This window comes from Streptomyces bluensis (genome assembly GCF_014650715.1).
Taxonomy (GTDB): domain Bacteria; phylum Actinomycetota; class Actinomycetes; order Streptomycetales; family Streptomycetaceae; genus Streptomyces; species Streptomyces bluensis.
The window spans coordinates 663,504-680,742 of the sequence record NZ_BMVM01000001.1 but is presented as its reverse complement, the minus strand read 5'-3'; the positions used below and the strand labels follow the sequence as shown (position 1 = coordinate 680,742).

Annotated in this window: 19 protein-coding genes; 9 read left to right on the top strand and 10 right to left on the bottom strand. The window is 70.2% G+C overall.

The genetic code is table 11. The annotated features are described in order from the left end of the window. Positions 1-103 precede the first annotated feature (103 nt). Complete coding sequence (locus IE262_RS03110; RefSeq protein WP_189871072.1) at positions 104-2,137, bottom strand: NPCBM/NEW2 domain-containing protein; 2,034 nt, start codon at positions 2,135-2,137, stop codon at positions 104-106. Between the two features lie 344 nt (positions 2,138-2,481). Here IE262_RS03110 and IE262_RS03105 point away from each other — a divergent pair, with 344 nt between their 5' ends. The 3 genes from IE262_RS03105 to IE262_RS03095 all read left to right on the top strand — a co-directional run bounded on the left by IE262_RS03105 (position 2,482) and on the right by IE262_RS03095 (position 4,060). Next, a complete protein-coding gene (locus tag IE262_RS03105) occupies positions 2,482-2,694 on the top strand; it encodes a hypothetical protein (protein WP_134030513.1) in 213 nt (70 codons plus the stop codon). A 164-nt stretch (positions 2,695-2,858) separates the two neighbouring features. Next, a complete protein-coding gene (locus IE262_RS03100) occupies positions 2,859-3,290 on the top strand; it encodes a hypothetical protein (protein WP_134030510.1) in 432 nt (143 codons plus the stop codon). 281 nt (positions 3,291-3,571) lie between these two features. Continuing rightward, positions 3,572-4,060 (top strand): MarR family winged helix-turn-helix transcriptional regulator, encoded by a 489-nt coding sequence (locus IE262_RS03095; RefSeq protein ID WP_134030507.1) that lies wholly within the window; start codon positions 3,572-3,574, stop codon positions 4,058-4,060. Positions 4,061-4,087: 27 nt separating this feature from the next. Here the strand turns inward: IE262_RS03095 and IE262_RS03090 are convergent, their stop codons facing one another. The 6 genes from IE262_RS03090 to IE262_RS03065 form a co-directional block, all read right to left on the bottom strand. Then, complete coding sequence (locus tag IE262_RS03090) at positions 4,088-5,860, bottom strand: PP2C family protein-serine/threonine phosphatase (protein ID WP_189871070.1); 1,773 nt, start codon at positions 5,858-5,860, stop codon at positions 4,088-4,090. Further along, positions 5,857-6,927 (bottom strand): ATP-binding SpoIIE family protein phosphatase, encoded by a 1,071-nt coding sequence (locus IE262_RS03085; RefSeq protein WP_134030501.1) that lies wholly within the window; start codon positions 6,925-6,927, stop codon positions 5,857-5,859. The genes IE262_RS03090 and IE262_RS03085 overlap by 4 nt, the downstream gene beginning before the upstream one ends. Further along, on the bottom strand, positions 6,927-7,367 hold the full coding sequence (locus tag IE262_RS03080) for an anti-sigma regulatory factor (protein WP_189871068.1): 441 nt from the start codon (positions 7,365-7,367) through the stop codon (positions 6,927-6,929). The genes IE262_RS03085 and IE262_RS03080 overlap by 1 nt, the downstream gene beginning before the upstream one ends. Beyond that, complete coding sequence (locus IE262_RS03075; RefSeq protein WP_134030495.1) at positions 7,367-7,786, bottom strand: STAS domain-containing protein; 420 nt, start codon at positions 7,784-7,786, stop codon at positions 7,367-7,369. Before IE262_RS03075 ends, IE262_RS03080 begins: the two co-directional genes overlap by 1 nt. Continuing rightward, positions 7,783-8,682 (bottom strand): STAS domain-containing protein, encoded by a 900-nt coding sequence (locus IE262_RS03070; RefSeq protein WP_189871066.1) that lies wholly within the window; start codon positions 8,680-8,682, stop codon positions 7,783-7,785. Before IE262_RS03070 ends, IE262_RS03075 begins: the two co-directional genes overlap by 4 nt. A 168-nt stretch (positions 8,683-8,850) precedes the next feature. Beyond that, a complete protein-coding gene (locus tag IE262_RS03065) occupies positions 8,851-10,026 on the bottom strand; it encodes a PP2C family protein-serine/threonine phosphatase (protein WP_189871064.1) in 1,176 nt (391 codons plus the stop codon). A gap of 200 nt (positions 10,027-10,226) precedes the next feature. Here IE262_RS03065 and IE262_RS03060 point away from each other — a divergent pair, with 200 nt between their 5' ends. Then, positions 10,227-10,658 carry a MarR family winged helix-turn-helix transcriptional regulator gene (locus tag IE262_RS03060; protein WP_134031616.1) on the top strand — a complete coding sequence of 144 codons (432 nt, stop codon included), beginning with the start codon at positions 10,227-10,229 and terminating at the stop codon, positions 10,656-10,658. A 189-nt stretch (positions 10,659-10,847) separates the two neighbouring features. On the opposite strand, the gene IE262_RS03055 is transcribed toward IE262_RS03060, so the two are convergent. Then, positions 10,848-11,291, bottom strand: a complete 444-nt coding sequence (locus IE262_RS03055; protein WP_134030485.1) for an STAS domain-containing protein — start codon at positions 11,289-11,291, stop codon at positions 10,848-10,850. 415 nt (positions 11,292-11,706) lie between these two features. Here IE262_RS03055 and IE262_RS03050 point away from each other — a divergent pair, with 415 nt between their 5' ends. Further along, positions 11,707-12,195, top strand: coding sequence for an ATP-binding protein (locus IE262_RS03050; protein ID WP_134030482.1), 489 nt, complete (start codon positions 11,707-11,709; stop codon positions 12,193-12,195). A 79-nt stretch (positions 12,196-12,274) separates the two neighbouring features. On the opposite strand, the gene IE262_RS03045 is transcribed toward IE262_RS03050, so the two are convergent. Next, on the bottom strand, positions 12,275-13,153 hold the full coding sequence (locus IE262_RS03045; RefSeq protein WP_189871062.1) for an RNA polymerase sigma factor SigF: 879 nt from the start codon (positions 13,151-13,153) through the stop codon (positions 12,275-12,277). A 310-nt stretch (positions 13,154-13,463) separates the two neighbouring features. Between IE262_RS03045 and IE262_RS03040 the strand changes: the two genes are divergently transcribed. The 3 genes from IE262_RS03040 to IE262_RS03030 all read left to right on the top strand — a co-directional run bounded on the left by IE262_RS03040 (position 13,464) and on the right by IE262_RS03030 (position 15,392). Further along, positions 13,464-14,330 (top strand): RNA polymerase sigma factor SigF, encoded by an 867-nt coding sequence (locus tag IE262_RS03040; protein WP_189871060.1) that lies wholly within the window; start codon positions 13,464-13,466, stop codon positions 14,328-14,330. A gap of 225 nt (positions 14,331-14,555) precedes the next feature. Further along, positions 14,556-14,837: a hypothetical protein gene (locus IE262_RS03035; protein ID WP_189871059.1), complete on the top strand. Its 282-nt coding sequence runs from the start codon at positions 14,556-14,558 to the stop codon at positions 14,835-14,837. Positions 14,838-14,882: 45 nt separating this feature from the next. Then, on the top strand, positions 14,883-15,392 hold the full coding sequence (locus tag IE262_RS03030) for an ATP-binding protein (protein WP_189871057.1): 510 nt from the start codon (positions 14,883-14,885) through the stop codon (positions 15,390-15,392). A gap of 89 nt (positions 15,393-15,481) precedes the next feature. Here IE262_RS03030 and IE262_RS03025 read toward each other — a convergent pair whose 3' ends face one another. Continuing rightward, positions 15,482-15,916, bottom strand: a complete 435-nt coding sequence (locus IE262_RS03025) for an ATP-binding protein (RefSeq protein WP_189871054.1) — start codon at positions 15,914-15,916, stop codon at positions 15,482-15,484. Positions 15,917-16,178: 262 nt separating this feature from the next. On the opposite strand from IE262_RS03025, the gene IE262_RS03020 reads away from it, so the two are divergent. After that, positions 16,179-17,213 carry an NUDIX hydrolase gene (locus IE262_RS03020; RefSeq protein ID WP_189871052.1) on the top strand — a complete coding sequence of 345 codons (1,035 nt, stop codon included), beginning with the start codon at positions 16,179-16,181 and terminating at the stop codon, positions 17,211-17,213. Positions 17,214-17,239: the final 26 nt, after the last annotated feature.

Below are 17,239 nucleotides of genomic sequence, written 5' to 3'. Positions count from 1 at the left end.
CGTCCGGCGTTTGAGGACAAGGTTGTTCAGGCCAAGAGCGGGGGTCTGGGGCAGCCGCCCAGGGAAGGGACGGACGAGGGCGGCGGGGGCGACGGCCCCTTCGTCAGCAAGTCAGCTGCGCATCCCCCCAGTCCCCGTGGTCCGAGGTCGTGCCGTCGCCGCCGTCCGTGACGACGAGCGAGACCACCCGGGCGCCGCTCACATCGGCTGAAATCCGCTGCGCGGCCTGGGCGTTGGTCAGTGTCCCCGTAGCCGCGACCGTCGTACCGTCCGCATGGATCTCGAACGCCACGGACCCGTCGGCACCCTCCTCGTCATCGACACCCACCTGGGCCGTGACCGTCTCACAGGCACTCCCCGTGTAGTACTCGACGGCGCTCGGCGCGTGGACACCGAGCCCCTTCGCGTACACGGTTCCGCCGACGGTGAGCGGGTTGCCGTCGCCCGCCGCGCTCTCGCCGTTGCTGGTGTCGCGCTCGACGGGCCCCCAGCCGTTGGCCGTCGACAGCCACGGCAGATCGCTCAGGTACGACGTGCCCGGGGGCGGCGCCGCCACCACGGAGAACCGCAGCGGCACCACGTTCTCGGCCCGCACCCCGGTCGTGGACCGGTACGTCGCCTTGAGCGTCAGGTCGTACGCGCCCGTGGTCGTGCCCTCCGGTGCGGTCACCTCCCACGACGTACGCAGGGAGCGTCCCGTCGGCAGTACGCCCGCGGTGGTGGGCGAGGTCGGCCGCACCGCCCACCCCGCCGGTCCGGACAGCGTGGCGGAGACGCGTTTCGCCGGAGTGCGGCCGAGGTCGGTGACCGTGGTCGTGAGCGCGGCCGGCCGGCCCGCCTCGATCAACGCGCCGCCCTCCAGGCCGAGTTCGACGGCCGGAGGGTGCGCGGCCCACCTGTCGTCGGTCCGGACACGGAACAGGACGGTGCCGTGCGCGGGGACGGTCGCCGAGATGGTGCCCGCGGTGTTGTAGCTCTTGTGCTGCCACAGATCACGCAGGGTGTACGCGTCGGCCTCGGGAAGACCCACCGCTGCGGCCGTCGTCGTGATCCGCTGTGCGCTGCCCGTCTCGTTGAAGAGGGCCACGGCCCGGCTGCCGTCCTTCATCTCCTTGGCGACGACCCAGCGACCGCCCTCGGACGACACGACGGTGCCCTGCTTGCCCAGCGGGTCCTGGTCCACCGCGATGACCTCCCGGTTGCCCAGGATGTCGAAGGTCTCGTCGGAGGCCGACCGCAGATCGGAGCCGATCAGCAACGGTGCCGCCATGATCGACCACATCGAGAAGTGGGTGCGGTACTCGGTGTCCGTCATCCCGCCGTTGCCGACCTCCAGCATGTCCGGGTCGTTCCAGTGCCCGGGGCCGGCGTAGGGCGCGAGCGGCAGGTTCTGCTTCAGGATCGACAGCATCGACCCCCAGTTGTCGCTGATGTCACCCGTCGTGCGCCACAGCTGACCGATGTCCGCGGCCCACTCCCAGGGCTTGTTCTGGCCCCACTCGCAGATGCTGTAGACGATGGGGCGGCCAGTTTCCTGAGTGGCAGCCCGGAGCGCGTCGCGCATGGTCGTGTAGCGCAGCTTGGCGTCCACGCCCTGGTTGTTGCAGTTGTCGTACTTGAGGTAGTCGACGCCCCAGTCCGCGAACTGCCGTGCGTCGCTGTACTCGTGGCCCAGCGCGCCCGGGAACCCGACGCTGCTGCACGTCTTCGTGCCCGCGCTGGTGTAGATGCCGAACTTGAGGCCCTTGGAGTGCACATAGTCCGCGACCGCCTTGATCCCGTTCGGGAAGCGCACGGGGTCGGGCACCAGTTTGCCGTCCGCGTTCCGCTGCGGCAGTGCCCAGCAGTCGTCGAGATTGACGTACTCGTACCCGGCGTCCTTGAGTCCCTTGTCGACGAACAGGTCCGCGATGCCTTTGACCATGGCCTCGTTGAACTCCGCCCGGCAGTGCGTGGAGTTCCAGTTGTTGAACCCCATCGGCGGGGTGAGGGCGAGGCCGTCGTCCAGGGCGGGGGTGGTCGGGTACACGGCGGGGGTGGCCGCGGCCGGTACGGAGAGTCCGGCGAGAGCCAGCAACCCCGCGGTGAACGCTCCGGCCAGTCTTCGGTGAGCTGTGCGGGTGGGAAGGTGACGCATCGTTACGCTCCTTCGTCCTCGCGAAAGATGGGAGGTCTTCATGTCCGCGTCATCTGTGCGGGCTTACGGTAGAACGCACGGGAGCGAGGTGGAAGGGGAGTCGAGAGTGCTCTGGTGGGCAAGGGCCTGATCGGTCATCGGATGTCAGGGTGAATTTGACCGACGGAATGCATCCGGTGCCCTGCCGGCCGCCAGGTGGACGGTGCACATCACCGTCCCCGCGTGGTGTGCACGCGAGCATGCCAGGGACCCCAGCACGACTCCGTCCCTCTTCCGCCATTCCTTTTCCGCTGTTCCGTCCGACGGATACGTGACCCCGGGCCGGTTCCGCAGTTGAACACGCCATGAAGAAGCGCAGCATGCTTGCCATTGCCTCCCTGGCCACCGGTTTCGTCGTCGCGGCCATCACGCCGTCCCACGGTCTCGACACGGACGCCCTCGGCAACCGGGACGTGGACGACGCCCACAGCACTCTCGACCGGACGACCGCCGACGACGCGCTCGGCCAGGAAGGGCACAGCGGCCACGAGGGAAGCGGCACCAGCCGCAACGGCTGACCCGACGACTCGGGCTGTCGAGGAGCGTTCACGAGACTGGGCCGTCCGGGGAAGGTTCGTGGAGGCCGGCCCTCGCCCGGCGCCCTGGCGCCGGGCGAGGGCCATCCCCGTGTGTCTCTTGAGGTTTTCTGGGAGCGACCCGGATATCGGGGAACCCGAACATCATGAACGAGCCGAATCTCCCACCCCAGAGTGAGGCCCTGGACATCCACCTGGGCCTCCTGCGCATGAGCATGACCTCCGAGGAGTACGAGCTCCTGCTGGGCATGGTCGAGCCGGTGCTGAGGGCGCTCGACTCCGAGGAGTCCGGACCGATCGGCCAGGACCTGGCCGACGAAGTCGCCGACGAGGTCTCACAGACGGTCCGCGACGAGGCCGCACTGGTCATCGCCACCGCCGTCACAGGGCGCGTCGACAACGAACTCATCCAGATCGAGATCGAGGGCAGTGAGCCCGTCCGGGTCGTCACCGATCCCGACACGGCGGCCGACCCGGAGCGGCGCAAGGACATCGCTGACTGCATCCGCGCCCGTTACCGGGAAGACGAGGAACTGCGCGGCATCGCCCAGGCGAGCGGACTACCCACGGATCTATGACCGGCCCGTCGAGGGGCCACCCGGAGGATGTGAGACGCCCCGTGTACTCACGGGCGCTCCGGGTAGGCCCTTGGCCATGACCAGGTTGTTGGTCGGAGTTGACTGAGAGAGAAGCGTTCGTGGGTACCGCTGGAGCTTTTTGCATACCGCGAATCCGTCCAGTCCGTCGGGACCGGCACGATTCCGCCGGTGCTGCGAGGGGGTGTCGTCGGCCGGTGGTCCCGGCCTGGCCCAGACAGCTCCGGACCCAGTGGTCGAGGGTCTACGGAGGGTGACGGGCGGTGGGCTCCGAGGAAGCCCCCCGCTCATGCGGTGACGCGGCCGGCCAGCACGTGGTCGACGCGGTGGAGAACCTGGTGGCGTTCTGGTTCGCCGCCGTGGAAGACGTCACGCCTCGCCTGCCCGCCCGCCAGGTGCGGGCCCTGCGGATCGTGCGCCACCGGCCCGAACTGAACCTCACCGCACTGGCCGAGCAACTGGACATCGGACTGCCCACCGCCAGCAGGATGTGCGACCGGCTGGAGGCAGCCGGACTGCTGCAGCGGAACATGCAGCCCGACGACCGGCGAGAGGTGCAGTTGGTGGTCACGGCAGACGGCCGCAGGTACCTCACCGATGTCACCCACCGGCTGTCCGCGTACGTCAACACGGCACTCGACGGTCTGCCACCGGGCCGACGCACCATGCTGGTGGAGATCCTGCGGGCCTTCCACAAGGCCCAGGCCCCGGTGGACACCCGGCCGGGCAGGGACACGCGGGCCGACCGCTGATGAGGCCGACGACCGTCGGCCTCCCGGTCACAGGCGTGTGCCGGAGGGCGACGCCTCCCTGACCCTCGCCGCTTCGCTGCGGATGTGGCAGAGCAGCAGACACACGTCGTCGTCGTGCTCGGAGTCGTGCAGCAGAGGCTGCAGGAGCCGGTCGGCCGAGCCCTCCAGGTCCCGGTCGAGGTCGGTCGCCTCGAAGACCTCCAGCGCCGTCGCGAGTCGCCGGATCCCCGGATCTATGCCCTGCGCGCGGCGCTCGACCAGACCGTCCGTGTAGAGCGCCAGCGTCGAGCCGGGCGGGAGGGGCACGGTGTGGTCGCCGATCTCCTGCTGGAGGGGGATGCCGAGCATGGCACCCGGTTTGGCATCGAGCGTGTGGACCTGCCCGTCGGGCGTACGCAGGACCGGTGGCGGATGGCCCGCGGCGGCCCAGGTCAGGGTCGGGTCGTCGGGGTGGAAGCGCGCGATGACGGCCGTGGCGTACAGATCGGGCTGCAGATGGTGCAGGAAGGTGTGCAGGCGCGTGAGCAACTCCCCGGGACTGCCGCCGTCGACGGCGTAGGCTCGCAGGGCGGTGCGCAGCTGGCTCATCATGACGGCGGCGTGCAGACCGTGTCCCGTCACGTCGCCGATGACGGTGATCAGGCTGCCGTCGGGCTGGCGGAAGGCGTCGTACCAGTCCCCGCCGATGTTCAGACCGTGTGTGGCCGGCAGATAGCGTGCGGCCAGGTGCAGGCCGGGTGTCGTGGGCAGGTCCGTGAGCAGCGCCCGCTGCAGCGTCTCGGCGATGTCGCGGTTGTGCTCGAAGCGCCTGGCGTTCTCCAGGGCGATGCTGGCCCGCCGGGTGAGCTCGATCAGCATGACGGCGTCGTCGGCGTCCCAGCGCTCCTCGGGGGGCGACAGCGTCAGCACGCCCAGGGGCGCCCCCCGGGTCAGCAGGGGGATGCACAGCAGCGGCCGGCCGGGTTCGAGCGCGGAAGGCGGCTGGTCGTCGACGCCGGGCAGACCGCCGGGATGGTCGGCGGCGTACTGGGGGCGCCCCCGCCGTGCCGCGAGGACGGCGGCGGCTGGATGCGGTCTGCTGCGGTGCTCGTCGGCCCCTTCGTCCTCCCCTTCGGCGAACAGCCACACGTCGACGGTACGGGCGTACCGGGGCACCAGCAGCCCTGGCAGGAGCCGCACGATCGCGTCGTGGTTGAGGGAGGCCGTGAGAGCGGCGCTCGCATCGGCCAGGAAGGTCAGACGGCCACGGGCCTGCTCCGCCTCCGCGTGGGCCTTCTGCTCGGCGGCGAAGAGCTCCCGCTGTGCCCGCCCGGCCGCGTCCAGCTCGGCGTGCAGGGCCAGGACGCCCTGGTTGGTCTGGTGGAGCTCCTCACGGTGGAAGGCGACCAACTGTTCCTGCTCGTCGAGCTTCTCCAGCAGCACGGCCGCGTCCTCGTCGGCGCTGAACAGGGCCTCCGCCAGCGTCTCCGCATCGTCGCCCACAGGCTCCGCCCCGGAGCCGTCGCCGTTCACGGGGAAGGACGCCGTGACGCGCCAGGGCGGCTGGGCGTCGGGCGGCCGGTGCGCAGCCGACGCCACCTCCACGACGAACCGGCCGCTCCCGCCCTGGGAAGGGGGTACCTGCACGCCGAGCCGCCACTCACCGCCCTTGGTCAGGCACTGGCGCAGGTGCGCGGTGAGGGCGGTCACCAGACGCGTGCGCTCGACGGCCGTCACACCGCATGCGGTGGCGAGCCGGGCGGTGGCGATCCGGGCCCGCGCGGCGTCAGTGACGGTGCTGACGTTCCAGGTACGGCTCATGAGGTTCGGTCCGGTGGGACGGGGCACAGTACGGCGACCGCAGTGTCGTCGCGCACGGGCCGGGCGGAACTGCTCGCGTCACGCACGATCACGGCGGCCACGACAGCGGGGTCGAGGAAGGGGCTGTGCGCCGCCGGACCGGGACTCCAGCGGCTCGGCAGACCGTCACTGTGCAGTACCAGAAGGCAGTCGTCCTCCCAACCCACCCGGTGCTGGGGCACCCTCGCCGACTGGTGGGCGCCAACGATCCCCGGATGCGAGAGCAGGTGCTGCCACCTGTCGCCGCGGCACAGCCGGGCTCCTATGTTCCCGACCCCGGCGAAGTGCAGCTGTCCGGCGGCGACATCCAGCTGGGCCACGGCCACCGCCGCACCACGGGTGTCGCGCAGCGCACCGTCCAGCTGCCGCAGGATCTCCGCCGGCGGCAGATCGGCCGAACGGCGCAGTTCCTCCACCGCGGCCGAGGACGCGCGTGCCGCGTCCGGGCCGTGGCCCAGACCGTCGGCCAGCATCAGCGTCACGCGGGTGCCCGATCGGATCCCTGCCCAGGCGTCGCCCGAGTACTCCGCCCCGGCGAAAGGGACGTTGACACCGCCGGCCCTCACCGAGGGCAGGGCCGGGCGCCCCGCGGTGCCGGAACGGCCCCGGCGGGCACCGATCCGCGCCAGTGCGACCGTCCCGCGCCCCGGAACGCTGTGCAGGTCGAAGTCGTCGGCGACCCGCCGACAGGTTCCGAGACCGGCACCCAGCGAGCCGGTGGTCGAGTAGCCGTCGCGCAGGGCGGTCACCATGTCGTGCATGCCCGGGCCGTGGTCGACCGCCAGGATCTGCACGACGGGAGTGGGCTCCTGACCGGGTGCCACGAGGGCGGAGTCCACGAGGTCCAGGAGTATCCGCCCGCCGTCCGCGTGCTTCAGCAGGTTCGTCGCGAGTTCGGTGGCCACGAGGGCGGCGCCCGCGGTGCGGTCCTCGTCGAGTCCCGCCCGGGCCGCCGCCTCCTCCGTCGCCACGCGCACGTCGCGTACGCGGGTCGAGTCGTGCACCGGAACCTCCCAGACCCGCGGCATCACTGCTCCTCACGCGGCCGCGGAGGACCCGAGACCCAGGACGTCACCGTCACGGTCGTCCCCCTGCCCTGGCGGCTGTCGACATGGAACTCGTGCACCAGGCGCCGTGCTCCCCCGAGACCCATGCCCAGCCCTTCACCGGAGGTGTAGCCGTCACGCAGGGCCTGGTCGAGGTCCGGGATGCCCGGCCCCTCGTCGCTGAACGAGAGCCGCAGCCCCTGCCCGCCGCCCCTGCTCACCGGCGCGCACTCCATCTGTCCTCCGCCACCGTGGACCAGGGTGTTGCGGGCCAACTCGCTGGCGGCGGTGACCAGTTTCGTCTGCGCCACCAGACCGAACCCCAACTGGGCAGCGGCCTGCCGCACATGCTGCCGTACCCACACCAGATCCAGGTCCGAGTGGATCGGCAGGCATGCGGAGACACCGCCGGCTGTCTGCATCAGGGACTCTCCTGGCGTGTGCGCTCGTGCCGGGGGGAGATCGAGACTTCGCCGAGGAGGCGTATGGCCTCGTCGGAGCTGAGTGCCGTACGCAGCCCCGGAAGGGTCAGGCCCAGTTCCACGAGTGTGATCGCCACGGCGGGGCGCATCCCGGCCACCACGGTCTCCGCGGCGAGGAGCCGGGTCTTGGCCGCGATGTCGCTGAGGACCCGGCCGAGGAACGAGTCGACGATCTCCACGCCGGACAGGTCGATGACCACGCCCTTGACCCGGCTGTCGGCGGCGGCCTCGCTGACGTCCTCCTGGAGCTGTTCCGCCGTGCCGTCGTGCAGGTCGCCCTGGAGCGTGACGAGGAGGACGTCACCGATCCTCAGGACGGGTAGCTGTCCTCCGTAAGGGGAGGGGAACGCGCCGGTCACCGGGACCCCGCGTGGTGCGGGTCCTGGGGCACGATGTGTGCGCCCTGCTTGCGCAGTGCGTAGCCGAGGGCGTCCGCGAGGCTCGCCTGCGTCTTCACCGTGCCCAGGTCGATGCCGAGGTGGACGATGGTCTGGGCGATGGCGGGCCGGATGCCGGAGACGATGCACTCCGCTCCCATCAGACGTGCTGCCGCGACGGTCTTCATCAGGTGCTGCGCGACGAGGGAGTCGACGGTCGGCACACCCGTGATGTCGAGGATCGCGAAGCGCGCGTGCTGTTCCACGATCGAGTCCAGGAGGGTTTCCATCACCACCTGGCTGCGGGCGCTGTCGAGGGTGCCGATGAGCGGCACGGCGACGATGCCCTCCCACAACTTGATCACGGGCGTGGCCACTTCGAGCAGTTGCAGGTGTTGCCGGTTGATGAGCTCCTGCCCCGCGCTCAGCAGTGTCTCCAGGACGACCAGGCGCAGCGTGCCCATCAGGACGGTGAGGGCGGTCGTGCAGTCCCGCACGTCCTCGGCCGGCCGGCCCTCTAGTTCGGCGATGAGCAGGTCGACGACGGGCATCCGCAACGCGTCCACCTCGACTGAGATCTGACTGTTCGTCGAGCCGGCACGGGAACGTGAAGCCGCCATCCGCGCGAGCTGTTCGCGTACGACGGAGAAGCCGTCGGCCTCCTGCTCCTCCACGCGTTCGGCGGCGGCCACCGCGGCCAGCGCCTCCACCACGGCCCGGCCCGCTTCCACCGCCTCCTCCCGGGAGACGGTGAAGACGGTGCGGAACAGCGCCGCGTCGGCCCACCGCTGGGCGATCTGCTCCCGACGTCGGCGCAGGAAGTCCCCCACCTCCTGCGCCGGTGTCTCCTGGTGTCCTGCCGCTACCTGCTCCGGCACGGCTCCTCCTCACCTGTTGTGCGCTGCCCCGGCCTCAGCGGAGAGCCTGTCGGTTGCGACCTCTTGCTTGCTGCCCGAGAACGGTAGACACGCTCTGGTCCATGACAACTTCGCCGTGGTGCCCGGCGGTTCGGGCCGTACGGCCTTGGTCTTGTGGGTCTCATGGCCTCACGACCGCCCGAACCAGTCCAGGCAGACCACGAGCGCGTCGTCGTCGGCCTCGACGGAACCGCGGTGACCGGACAACTCCCTCAGGACGGCCCCTGGCACTTCGGCCGCCGGGAGCAGGCCGGCGGATGCGATGGCCCGCGCCAGGGACCGCTCCCCGTACGTCTCGCCACCGGGTGCGGCGACCCCGTACACCCCGTCGCTGACGAAGACCAGCCGGTCACCCGGTTCGACCTGGAACTCCTGGGCCACGTAGTCGGTTTCCTCGAACATGCCGAGGGGGAGTTGCGCCTCGAAGTCGACGGGTATGACATTCCTTTCGCGCAGGCGCAGCATCCGGGGTGAGCCGGCGTCGATGACCTGGAGGCGCCCGGTGGCCAGGTCCAGGTCCAGCAGGAGCACGGACAGGTGGGCATGGCCACGGTAGTGGGCGTGGATCGCCTGGTCGGCCAGGGCGGCCTGGTCGGCGATGGACAGGCCCGCTCGCCTGGCGTTGCGCAGCGCGTTGATCCCCAGGTTGGTCAGCAGCGCGGCCTCGATGCCCTCGCCCATGCCATCGGTGATGTACACCATCAGGCGGTCCGCGCTCGCCGACCAGTCGAAGTTGTCACCGAAGATCGCGTAGGCGGGCTCCAACTGGCCGCCGAGCGCGTATTCCGGGCGCGCGCACGAACGGCCCGGCAACAGCTGCCACTGCATCTCCGCCGCCAGCGTGAGGCGGTCCGTGCGTCGCGCCCTGAGGTACACGTCGGTGTCCCGTTCCGCGACGATCATCTCGTGCCCCAGGACCTCCGCGATCTCGGCCAGCTCGGCGCGGCACTCCTCGGCCCGGTCGGCGGAGTCCATCGTGATGGTCAGCACGCCGAGCCGGTCGCCGCGCACCGACACCGGGAGGTGCACGCGCACCTGCCCGTCGCCGCATTGCTCCACGAACGGCTCCTGGGCCCCGAAGGCCCGTCCGGCCGGGCTGCCGTGCACTGGCAGAGACTCCGGCGAGCAGGCGGGCGCGGGGACGCTTCGCAGCACGGTGAGTCCGTAGTCGGCCATGAGGAGGTCGACGGACTTGGCCGCGTAGTCCTCGCACAGCACCTGGCGGACCGCGTCCACCAGTTGGTGCGGATCCGCGGAGCGCAGGGCCCGCTCGGCCGCCGCCAACCTGTTAACGATGTCGGACACGCCAATCTCTCCAGTGTGACGGCGCTGGTCCCGCGTCGCCGCGGACGCCGTCCGTCTGTACTCCTGCTGTACTCCTGTGCCTGTTTCCGGTGTTCTGTCCGGACTGTCCGCCGTCGAGGGCTGACACTGTTCGAGAACGATGCAAGAGTGGGGACGTGCCCTCTTCCTCCTCGCATCCACGGCCGGACGAGCTGGCACGTATGACCTCACAGGCGGCGGAGCTGCTGGAGGTCGTGTGGGGTCGGGCTTCCACAGCTCCGGTGTCCGCCTCGCAGATCCGCGTGCTGTTCATCCTGGAACACAACGAGGGCATCAACCTCCGTGTGCTCGCGGACGCCCTGGGCTCCACGCCGTCCTCGACGAGCAGACTGTGCGACCGCCTGCAAGCCGTCGGTTTCCTGGAGCGGAAGCCCAGTGCCTCCAGTCGTCGTGAACTGTGTCTGCGGCTGAGCCGGCGCGGCCGGTCCTTCCTGGCGACGTTGCGGGACCGCCGTGAGAGCGCCCTGGAGTCCGTACTGGCGCAGATGCCCACCGCGAAGCGCACCGCGCTGCTGGAGGGCCTGGAGGCGTTCTGCGGCGCCGCGGCGGCACAGATCCACGCGGGTGACGCGCCCGACGTCCAGAGCGCCTGAAGCAGCGGCGGGAGTGCCTGACATGAGGCTCCGTCCCCGCGCATCTCACACCTCCCGCGCTTGTTCTGGCTCACTCTGTTGCCTCACGGCCATAGTTGTCAAACGACAACTGTTGGCGCTGCCAAGGCTGCTCGCGGCGGACGAACGACCCCGCGGCGTCGCGGAGTTCGGGGTCCGGCGGGCGGGGCCCTACTGGGACGGGGAGTCTCCCGGTTGTTCGGAGCGCACCGGGCCGGTCTGCTCGGAATCCGCCGGCGCGCTGTCGGTACGCGGGTCGTCCAGGGCGGCCAGTGCCTCATCGGTGCTCTCCACCGTCTGCACGGTGAGGCTGACGCCGGTGAGGTCCAGGATCCGCCGCACGGCCGGGGTCGGGGAGATCACGTACACGCCCCCGGAGATCTGCCGTACCTCCTGGTAGACCCGCAGGATGATGTTCATGCCGGACGAGTCCATGAAGGGCACAGAGGAGACGTCGAGCAGGAAGTGGCGCCGACCGTGGTGGAGTTGGTTCGCCACATGATGCTGGAGCTCGGTCGCGGTATCGATGTCCAGATCGCCCTCGATGCTGAGCAGCGCGGCGTCCTCCCGCGGCAGCGTCACCTTGATCGACAACGGATTCTGGGCAACAGACACAAGTACCTCCCACAGGCGTTACCGGTTCGGGTCCGGTTACCCCGAAGTGGCGCTTCGATGCATCGCATGGTGCGGTGATGGGCTTGCGTTGCTCACCACGGGTGACGTGCTCGTGCGTATACCCGCGATTCGAGTGGACATACAGTGCACTTCCCCTGACCGGGCGGTTCGCGCCGCCGTCGCCGGCCGCACGGAGGCGGGCTCTGTGGGCGATTCCCGCCCATCAGGGCGTGCAGTGGTTTCGGACGCCCCGAAGCGGTCAGCCGAAGTAAAGGAGACAAAGGTACAGAACGGGCGTCACGGACCGCGCGTATGGGTGCGGGCGGGACGCCCCCGGGGTGACGGGACGGTACGGGACTGCCGGCGCCGCAGTGGTCCGGCCCGGCCCCCCCCATTCCCCTCAGGGAGCGAGAGGATGCGTGAGCAATACCGGGTAGACACCGCAGAGCGCCCCACCGTTCCGGGACGGGACCGTCGAGGGCCGCGGAACCCGCGGGAGGCACGTGAAGCCGTCAGGCGGGTGCTGTCCGAGCATACGGCGGGCACCGGCTGCGACGAGGACGTGCTCTCGGACGCGTTGCTCGTGGTGTCGGAACTGACCACCAACGCGATGCTGCACGGCGGCGGCGTCACGGATTTCGACGTCGGCCTCGTCGGCCGGGACCTGTACGTGTCGGTGAGCGACGGCGACCACCGGCTCCCCGTGACGTCGGCCGCGGTCGACGACCACGGCCGATGGCGGACCGGGGGCCGCGGCTGGCCGATCGTCCGTCGGCTGTCCCGCGACGTGGCGGTGTCGCCTCTGCCGGCCGGCGGTAAACGCATCACCGCGCTGATCCCTCTACGCCCGATGCGCGCGGTGCCGGTCGGGAAAGGCGCGTCACCGGCCGGCCATGTGCGGTGAACATGCCCTGGAGTCCCGCCGACTCCGGTCGGCGGGACTCCAGGGCGAGCGGGCGGCTTGTGGGAGGCCGTGGGCGATGTCAGGCCACGTCGGATTCCAGCAGCCCCTTGCGCAGGCGCTTGATGATGCGGCTGATCAGCCGTGAGACGTGCATCTGCGAGACGCCCAGGTGCCCGGCGATCTGCGACTGGGTGAGCTCCTCGACGAAGCGCATGTGGAGGATCCGGCGTTCCCTCTCGTCGCACTGGGTGATCAGGGGCGCCAGCGAGTGGAAGTCCTCGACGAGCTCCAGCGACGGGTCTTCCTCACCGATGACGTCGGCCAGCACGGTCTTGCCGTCCTGGGCGTCGTCGGAGCCGAGCACGGCGTCGAGGGAGGCGGAGTTGTAGCAGTTGGCCGCCTTGCGCGCCTCGATGACCTCTTCCTCCGACAGGGACATCAGCTGGGAGAGCTCACGCGTGGTCGGAGTGCGGCCCAGGCGGGACCGCAACTCGTCCGTGGCCTTCGCCAGTTCGACCCGGGCCTCCTGAAGACGCCGCGGCACGTGCACCGCCCAGCTGGTGTCCCGGAAGAAGCGCTTGATCTCGCCGACGATGTACGGCACGGCGAACGTGGTGAACTCGACCTCGCGGGAGATCTCGAACCGGTCGATCGCCTTGATCAGCCCGATCGTCCCGACCTGGACGATGTCCTCCAGCGAGTCCTCGCGGCCGCGGAAGCGCGAGGCTGCGTACCGCACGAGGGAGAGATTCATCTCGATCAGCGTGTTGCGCACGTACTGGTACTCGGGCGTGCCCTCTTCCAGCACCGCCAGCCGGTCGAAGAACCGGCGCGACAGCTCACGCGCGTCCTTCGGCCCTATCTTCGACGGGGCGTCGATGAGCGGCAGCGGCGCCTCCTCCTCCGTTACAGTCCCTCCCACCGTGGCCGTTGTCCGCGCTGCCGTCACGGCTGCCATGCCGTCCACCCCAATCGCCCGAGTCTCCGATGTCTCCACTCGCCTGCCCCGGTTAGGGCGAACCACTCCTCCGCATGTGGAAGGTGCATCGTCGGGGCGGGGTGTCGTGAAGTCGTCGCTCCGCCGAGCATGTGTCACGACGTACGGGCGGACCGTTGTTTGTCCACGCGGCTGCCGGGCAGGCGGGAATCCGTGCTTCGGACCAGAGGCGCGCCGACGGGAGGGGTGTGCCCGATTCGGGGCCTCTTCGCCCCGCGCACCCTTCCCCGCGGCAAGTCCCCCTGAAATCGTCGTTCAGGAGCGATTCCGCATGCTCGTTGAGACTTCTGCAAACGGTTCCGGTGTGTCCGCGCGTCCCCACGGGCCGGGGCAGCGGATACACGACGACGCCCCCGACACCATCGCCGACTTCGTCCGGCTGGCGGCACTGGAGGGGCCCGAGCGCGAGGCGCTGCGGGACGAACTGGTCAAGGCCTGGCTGCCCATGGCCCATCGCATCGCGAGCCGGTTCCGCAACCGCGGTGAGTCCCTGGAGGATCTGCGGCAGGTCGCGGCGGTCGGGCTGCTGAAGGCCATTGACCGGTTCGAACCCGAACGCGGAGCGTTCGAAAGCTATGCCGTTCCCACCATCACAGGTGAGATCAAGCGCCACTTCCGCGACCGGATGTGGGCACTCCGCGTCCCCCGGCGCGTACAGGAGTTGCGCAACAAGGTACGCGTCGCCCGCCGTGAAATCAGCCAGACCGCCGGCTCCGGCACACCGACCGTCGCCGAGATCGCGGCTCACACGAAGCTCACGGAGGAGGAAGTGACCGCCGGAATGGAGGCGCTGGACAGCTACAGCACGCTGTCCCTGGACGCGGAGGTGGCATCGGGAGACGACGGGTACAGCCTCGCGGACACCCTCGGCGCCTGCGACACGTCGTACGACACCGTCGTCGACCGCGAGGCCGCGAAGGAAGGGCTGCGGCAACTGCCCGAACGGGAGCGAGCCATCCTCTACATGCGCTTCTTCCAGGACATGACCCAGAGCCGCATCGCCGACCAGTTGGGCATCTCCCAGATGCACGTCTCCCGTCTGATCAGCCGCAGTTGCGCACGGGTACGCGACGAGGCCCTCGGCGCGCAGAAGCCGCACGTCCGCCGTGACAGCGGCGACCGGTCCCGTCCCGCCTGACGAAGAACCGGCACACCTGGTGAACCAGACTCAGCTCGCCGCAGCGTACGAACCCACGGTCGGCGGTGTGCCGGTCAAGGCGTGAGCCCGCGGGTTCGTCGCGGTGGTGCGCGGTGAGGAGCCGTCCGGGCGGGACCGCTGGTCACCGCCTGCCCGTGCGAGCGAGGACCTTGGCGAGGGCCTCCTCGACGCGAGGATCACCGCGCACCGCCGCCCTGCGGGGCCGTGGACGTCGCCGGACAACTCGACGCGCGTTCGTCGCGCGCTGAGGTGCAGGCGTACGTCTCCCTCACCGACGGGCCGTCGCACGCTCTCGGCCGGCATCTGCTGGTGCCCGCGGGCCTCGTCACGCACATCGACAGCGAGGCGGAGAAGATCACTGTGGCGGCCACAAGGAACGAGATCAGGTCGGCTCCCCGCTTCAGGACGGCGTGGCCGGTGACGCACGGCGATTCCGTACGCCATGCTTCGGGCCCGAGCGGGTATGCGGGATTCAATGATGAGTGACGAACCAGAAGAATCGGGGGCGTCCGGGACGGGGGCGAAGAAGCGATGAAGCCTGTGGAACGCCGCACGAGCGGAGACAGCGCCTTCCCCCGAACGCCCCACGACACGGACGTCCAGACGGACACCTGCCTGCCGCGCGCCGGTGCGCGAGGCGGGGTGCCGCAGCCGCAGGTGGCCGTCACGAGTGCCGCGTCGGCGCGGCAGCTGGCACGGGACGTGGTGCGTGAGTGGTGGGACAGGCCTGGCCGCCGGGCCAGTGAAGAGGCCGTCATCGACCTGCTGCTGGTGGTCTCGGAGTTGGTGACGAACGCGATACGGCACGGCGGTGGCATCGCCGGGTTCGAGGTGACTCCGACCCGCGAGGGAGTCCGGCTGAGCGTGCACGACTACAGCGACGTCGTCCCCGCCGTCGCCTACGGCCAGGGCGCGCTGCCCCACGGTCACGTGGGCAACGGATACGGATGGCCGCTGATCATCCGCCTGGCACGGGACATCAACATCGAACGCCGTTCCCAGGGAGGCAAGACCATCAGCGTGCTCGTACCGCTGAGGTGAGGCGCCGATCGTCACGCGGGGGACGCCGCCTCGGACGTCGCCCCTGGTCCCACCTGGTCAGGCAGACCCTCACCAGGGCATGAAAACCCTCACCAGGGCAGGAAGACGTGCACGTCCTTGCCGTCGTCCCGCACCACCACGCTGACCTGCGTGCACAGTGTGTGCACCAGATGCCAGCCGATGCCGCCCCCGCCGTGTTTGGGGTGGAAGGGGCGCGGCGCGGGAGGTGTGGTGCTCGTGTCGTGCACGGTCACGTGCACACCGTCGAACGTGCGCCGCATCGTCAGCTCGAACGGCCCCGGAGCGTACTGGACCGCGTTGGCGGCCAGTTCGTTGACGACGAGCAGAACGTCGTCCCAGTGCTCGGGTGCCGTCGGCGGCGAGGCATGCGCCACGGCACGAAGGAACTTCTCCGTGGCCAGTCGGGCCCCGGTCACATCACCCGGCACGCCGCCGAAGGCGGCGTGACACCTCTGCGAATCCTCGGAAGGCAGCTTGTCGCTCCATCGCGGCTCGGTCGCCATTTCGCCTTCCCCGCCCCCTCTGCAGCGGATCGGTTCAGCGAATTATCCGTCCACCGCTGCTGTTTCCCAGCAGGGCCATGGCTAGTCGTCCGGATCCAGGGTTGTCCGTGAGACTCCAGGGACGCGCAGGATCCGCATCCGCCCCGGCCCCGGCGGGTAGCGGTCCCGCTGGGCGTCGTGTGTGCGGCGCCTCAAAACCGGCTGGTTTCCGTGGCAGGCCGAAGCGGGCAAGCCTCAGGGGGCCAACAGAAGAGGGGGAACCGTGATCGTCTGGATCAACGGTGCGTTCGGTGCGGGGAAGACGACTACCGCACGGGAACTGATCGAACTGATCCCGAACAGCACGCTTTTCGACCCCGAGGTCATCGGCGGCGCACTCACCCATCTGCTGCCGGCCAAGCGCCTCGCCGAGGTCGGCGACTTCCAGGATCTGTCGAGCTGGCGACGGCTCGTGGTGGACACCGCGGCCGCCCTGCTCGCCGAACTCGGCGGAACCCTCGTGGTCCCCATGACCCTGCTGCGCCAGGACTACCGCGACGAGATCTTCGGCGGCTTCGCCTCGCGCCGGATTCCGGTGCTGCACGTCCTGCTCGCCCCGGCTGAAACGATCCTGCGTGAGCGAATAGCCGGCCGGGAGATCCCCCGGGACCTGCCCGACGGCGAGATGCAGGTCCGGCAGTGGGCGTACGACCACATCGAGCCGTACCACGCGGCCCTCGGCTCCTGGCTCACCGCCGACGCCCACCTCGTCGACACCAGTGCCCAGACCCCGTACCAGACGGCTCGGCACATCGCCGAGGCCGTCCGCACCGGAGACGTACCCGCGTGCGACATCGTGCAGACCCCCGAGCCCACCACCGAGACCCTCGCCGCGGGCGTCCTGCTGTTCGACGAGCAGGACCGGGTCCTGCTCGTCGATCCGACGTACAAGGCGGGCTGGGAGTTCCCCGGGGGCGTCGTCGAACCCGGCGAGGCGCCCGCGCGGGCGGGCATGCGGGAGGTCGCGGAAGAGACCGGCATACGGCTCCACGACGTCCCCCGGCTGCTGGTCGTGGACTGGGAGCAGCCCGTGCCCCCGGGATACGGAGGACTGCGTCTGCTGTACGACGGCGGGCGCCTCACCGAGAGGGACCAGCGGCCCGTCCTTCCCGGCACCGAACTGCGCGGCTGGCGCTTCGTCACCGAGGAGGAGGCCGCCGACCTGCTGCCGCCCGTGCGCTACGAGCGGCTGCGGTGGGCGCTGCGGGCGCGGGAACGCGGCGCCGTGCTGTACCTGGAGGCGGGCGTACCCGTGTGACCGCGGTCCCCCCGGCCTCCAGGCAA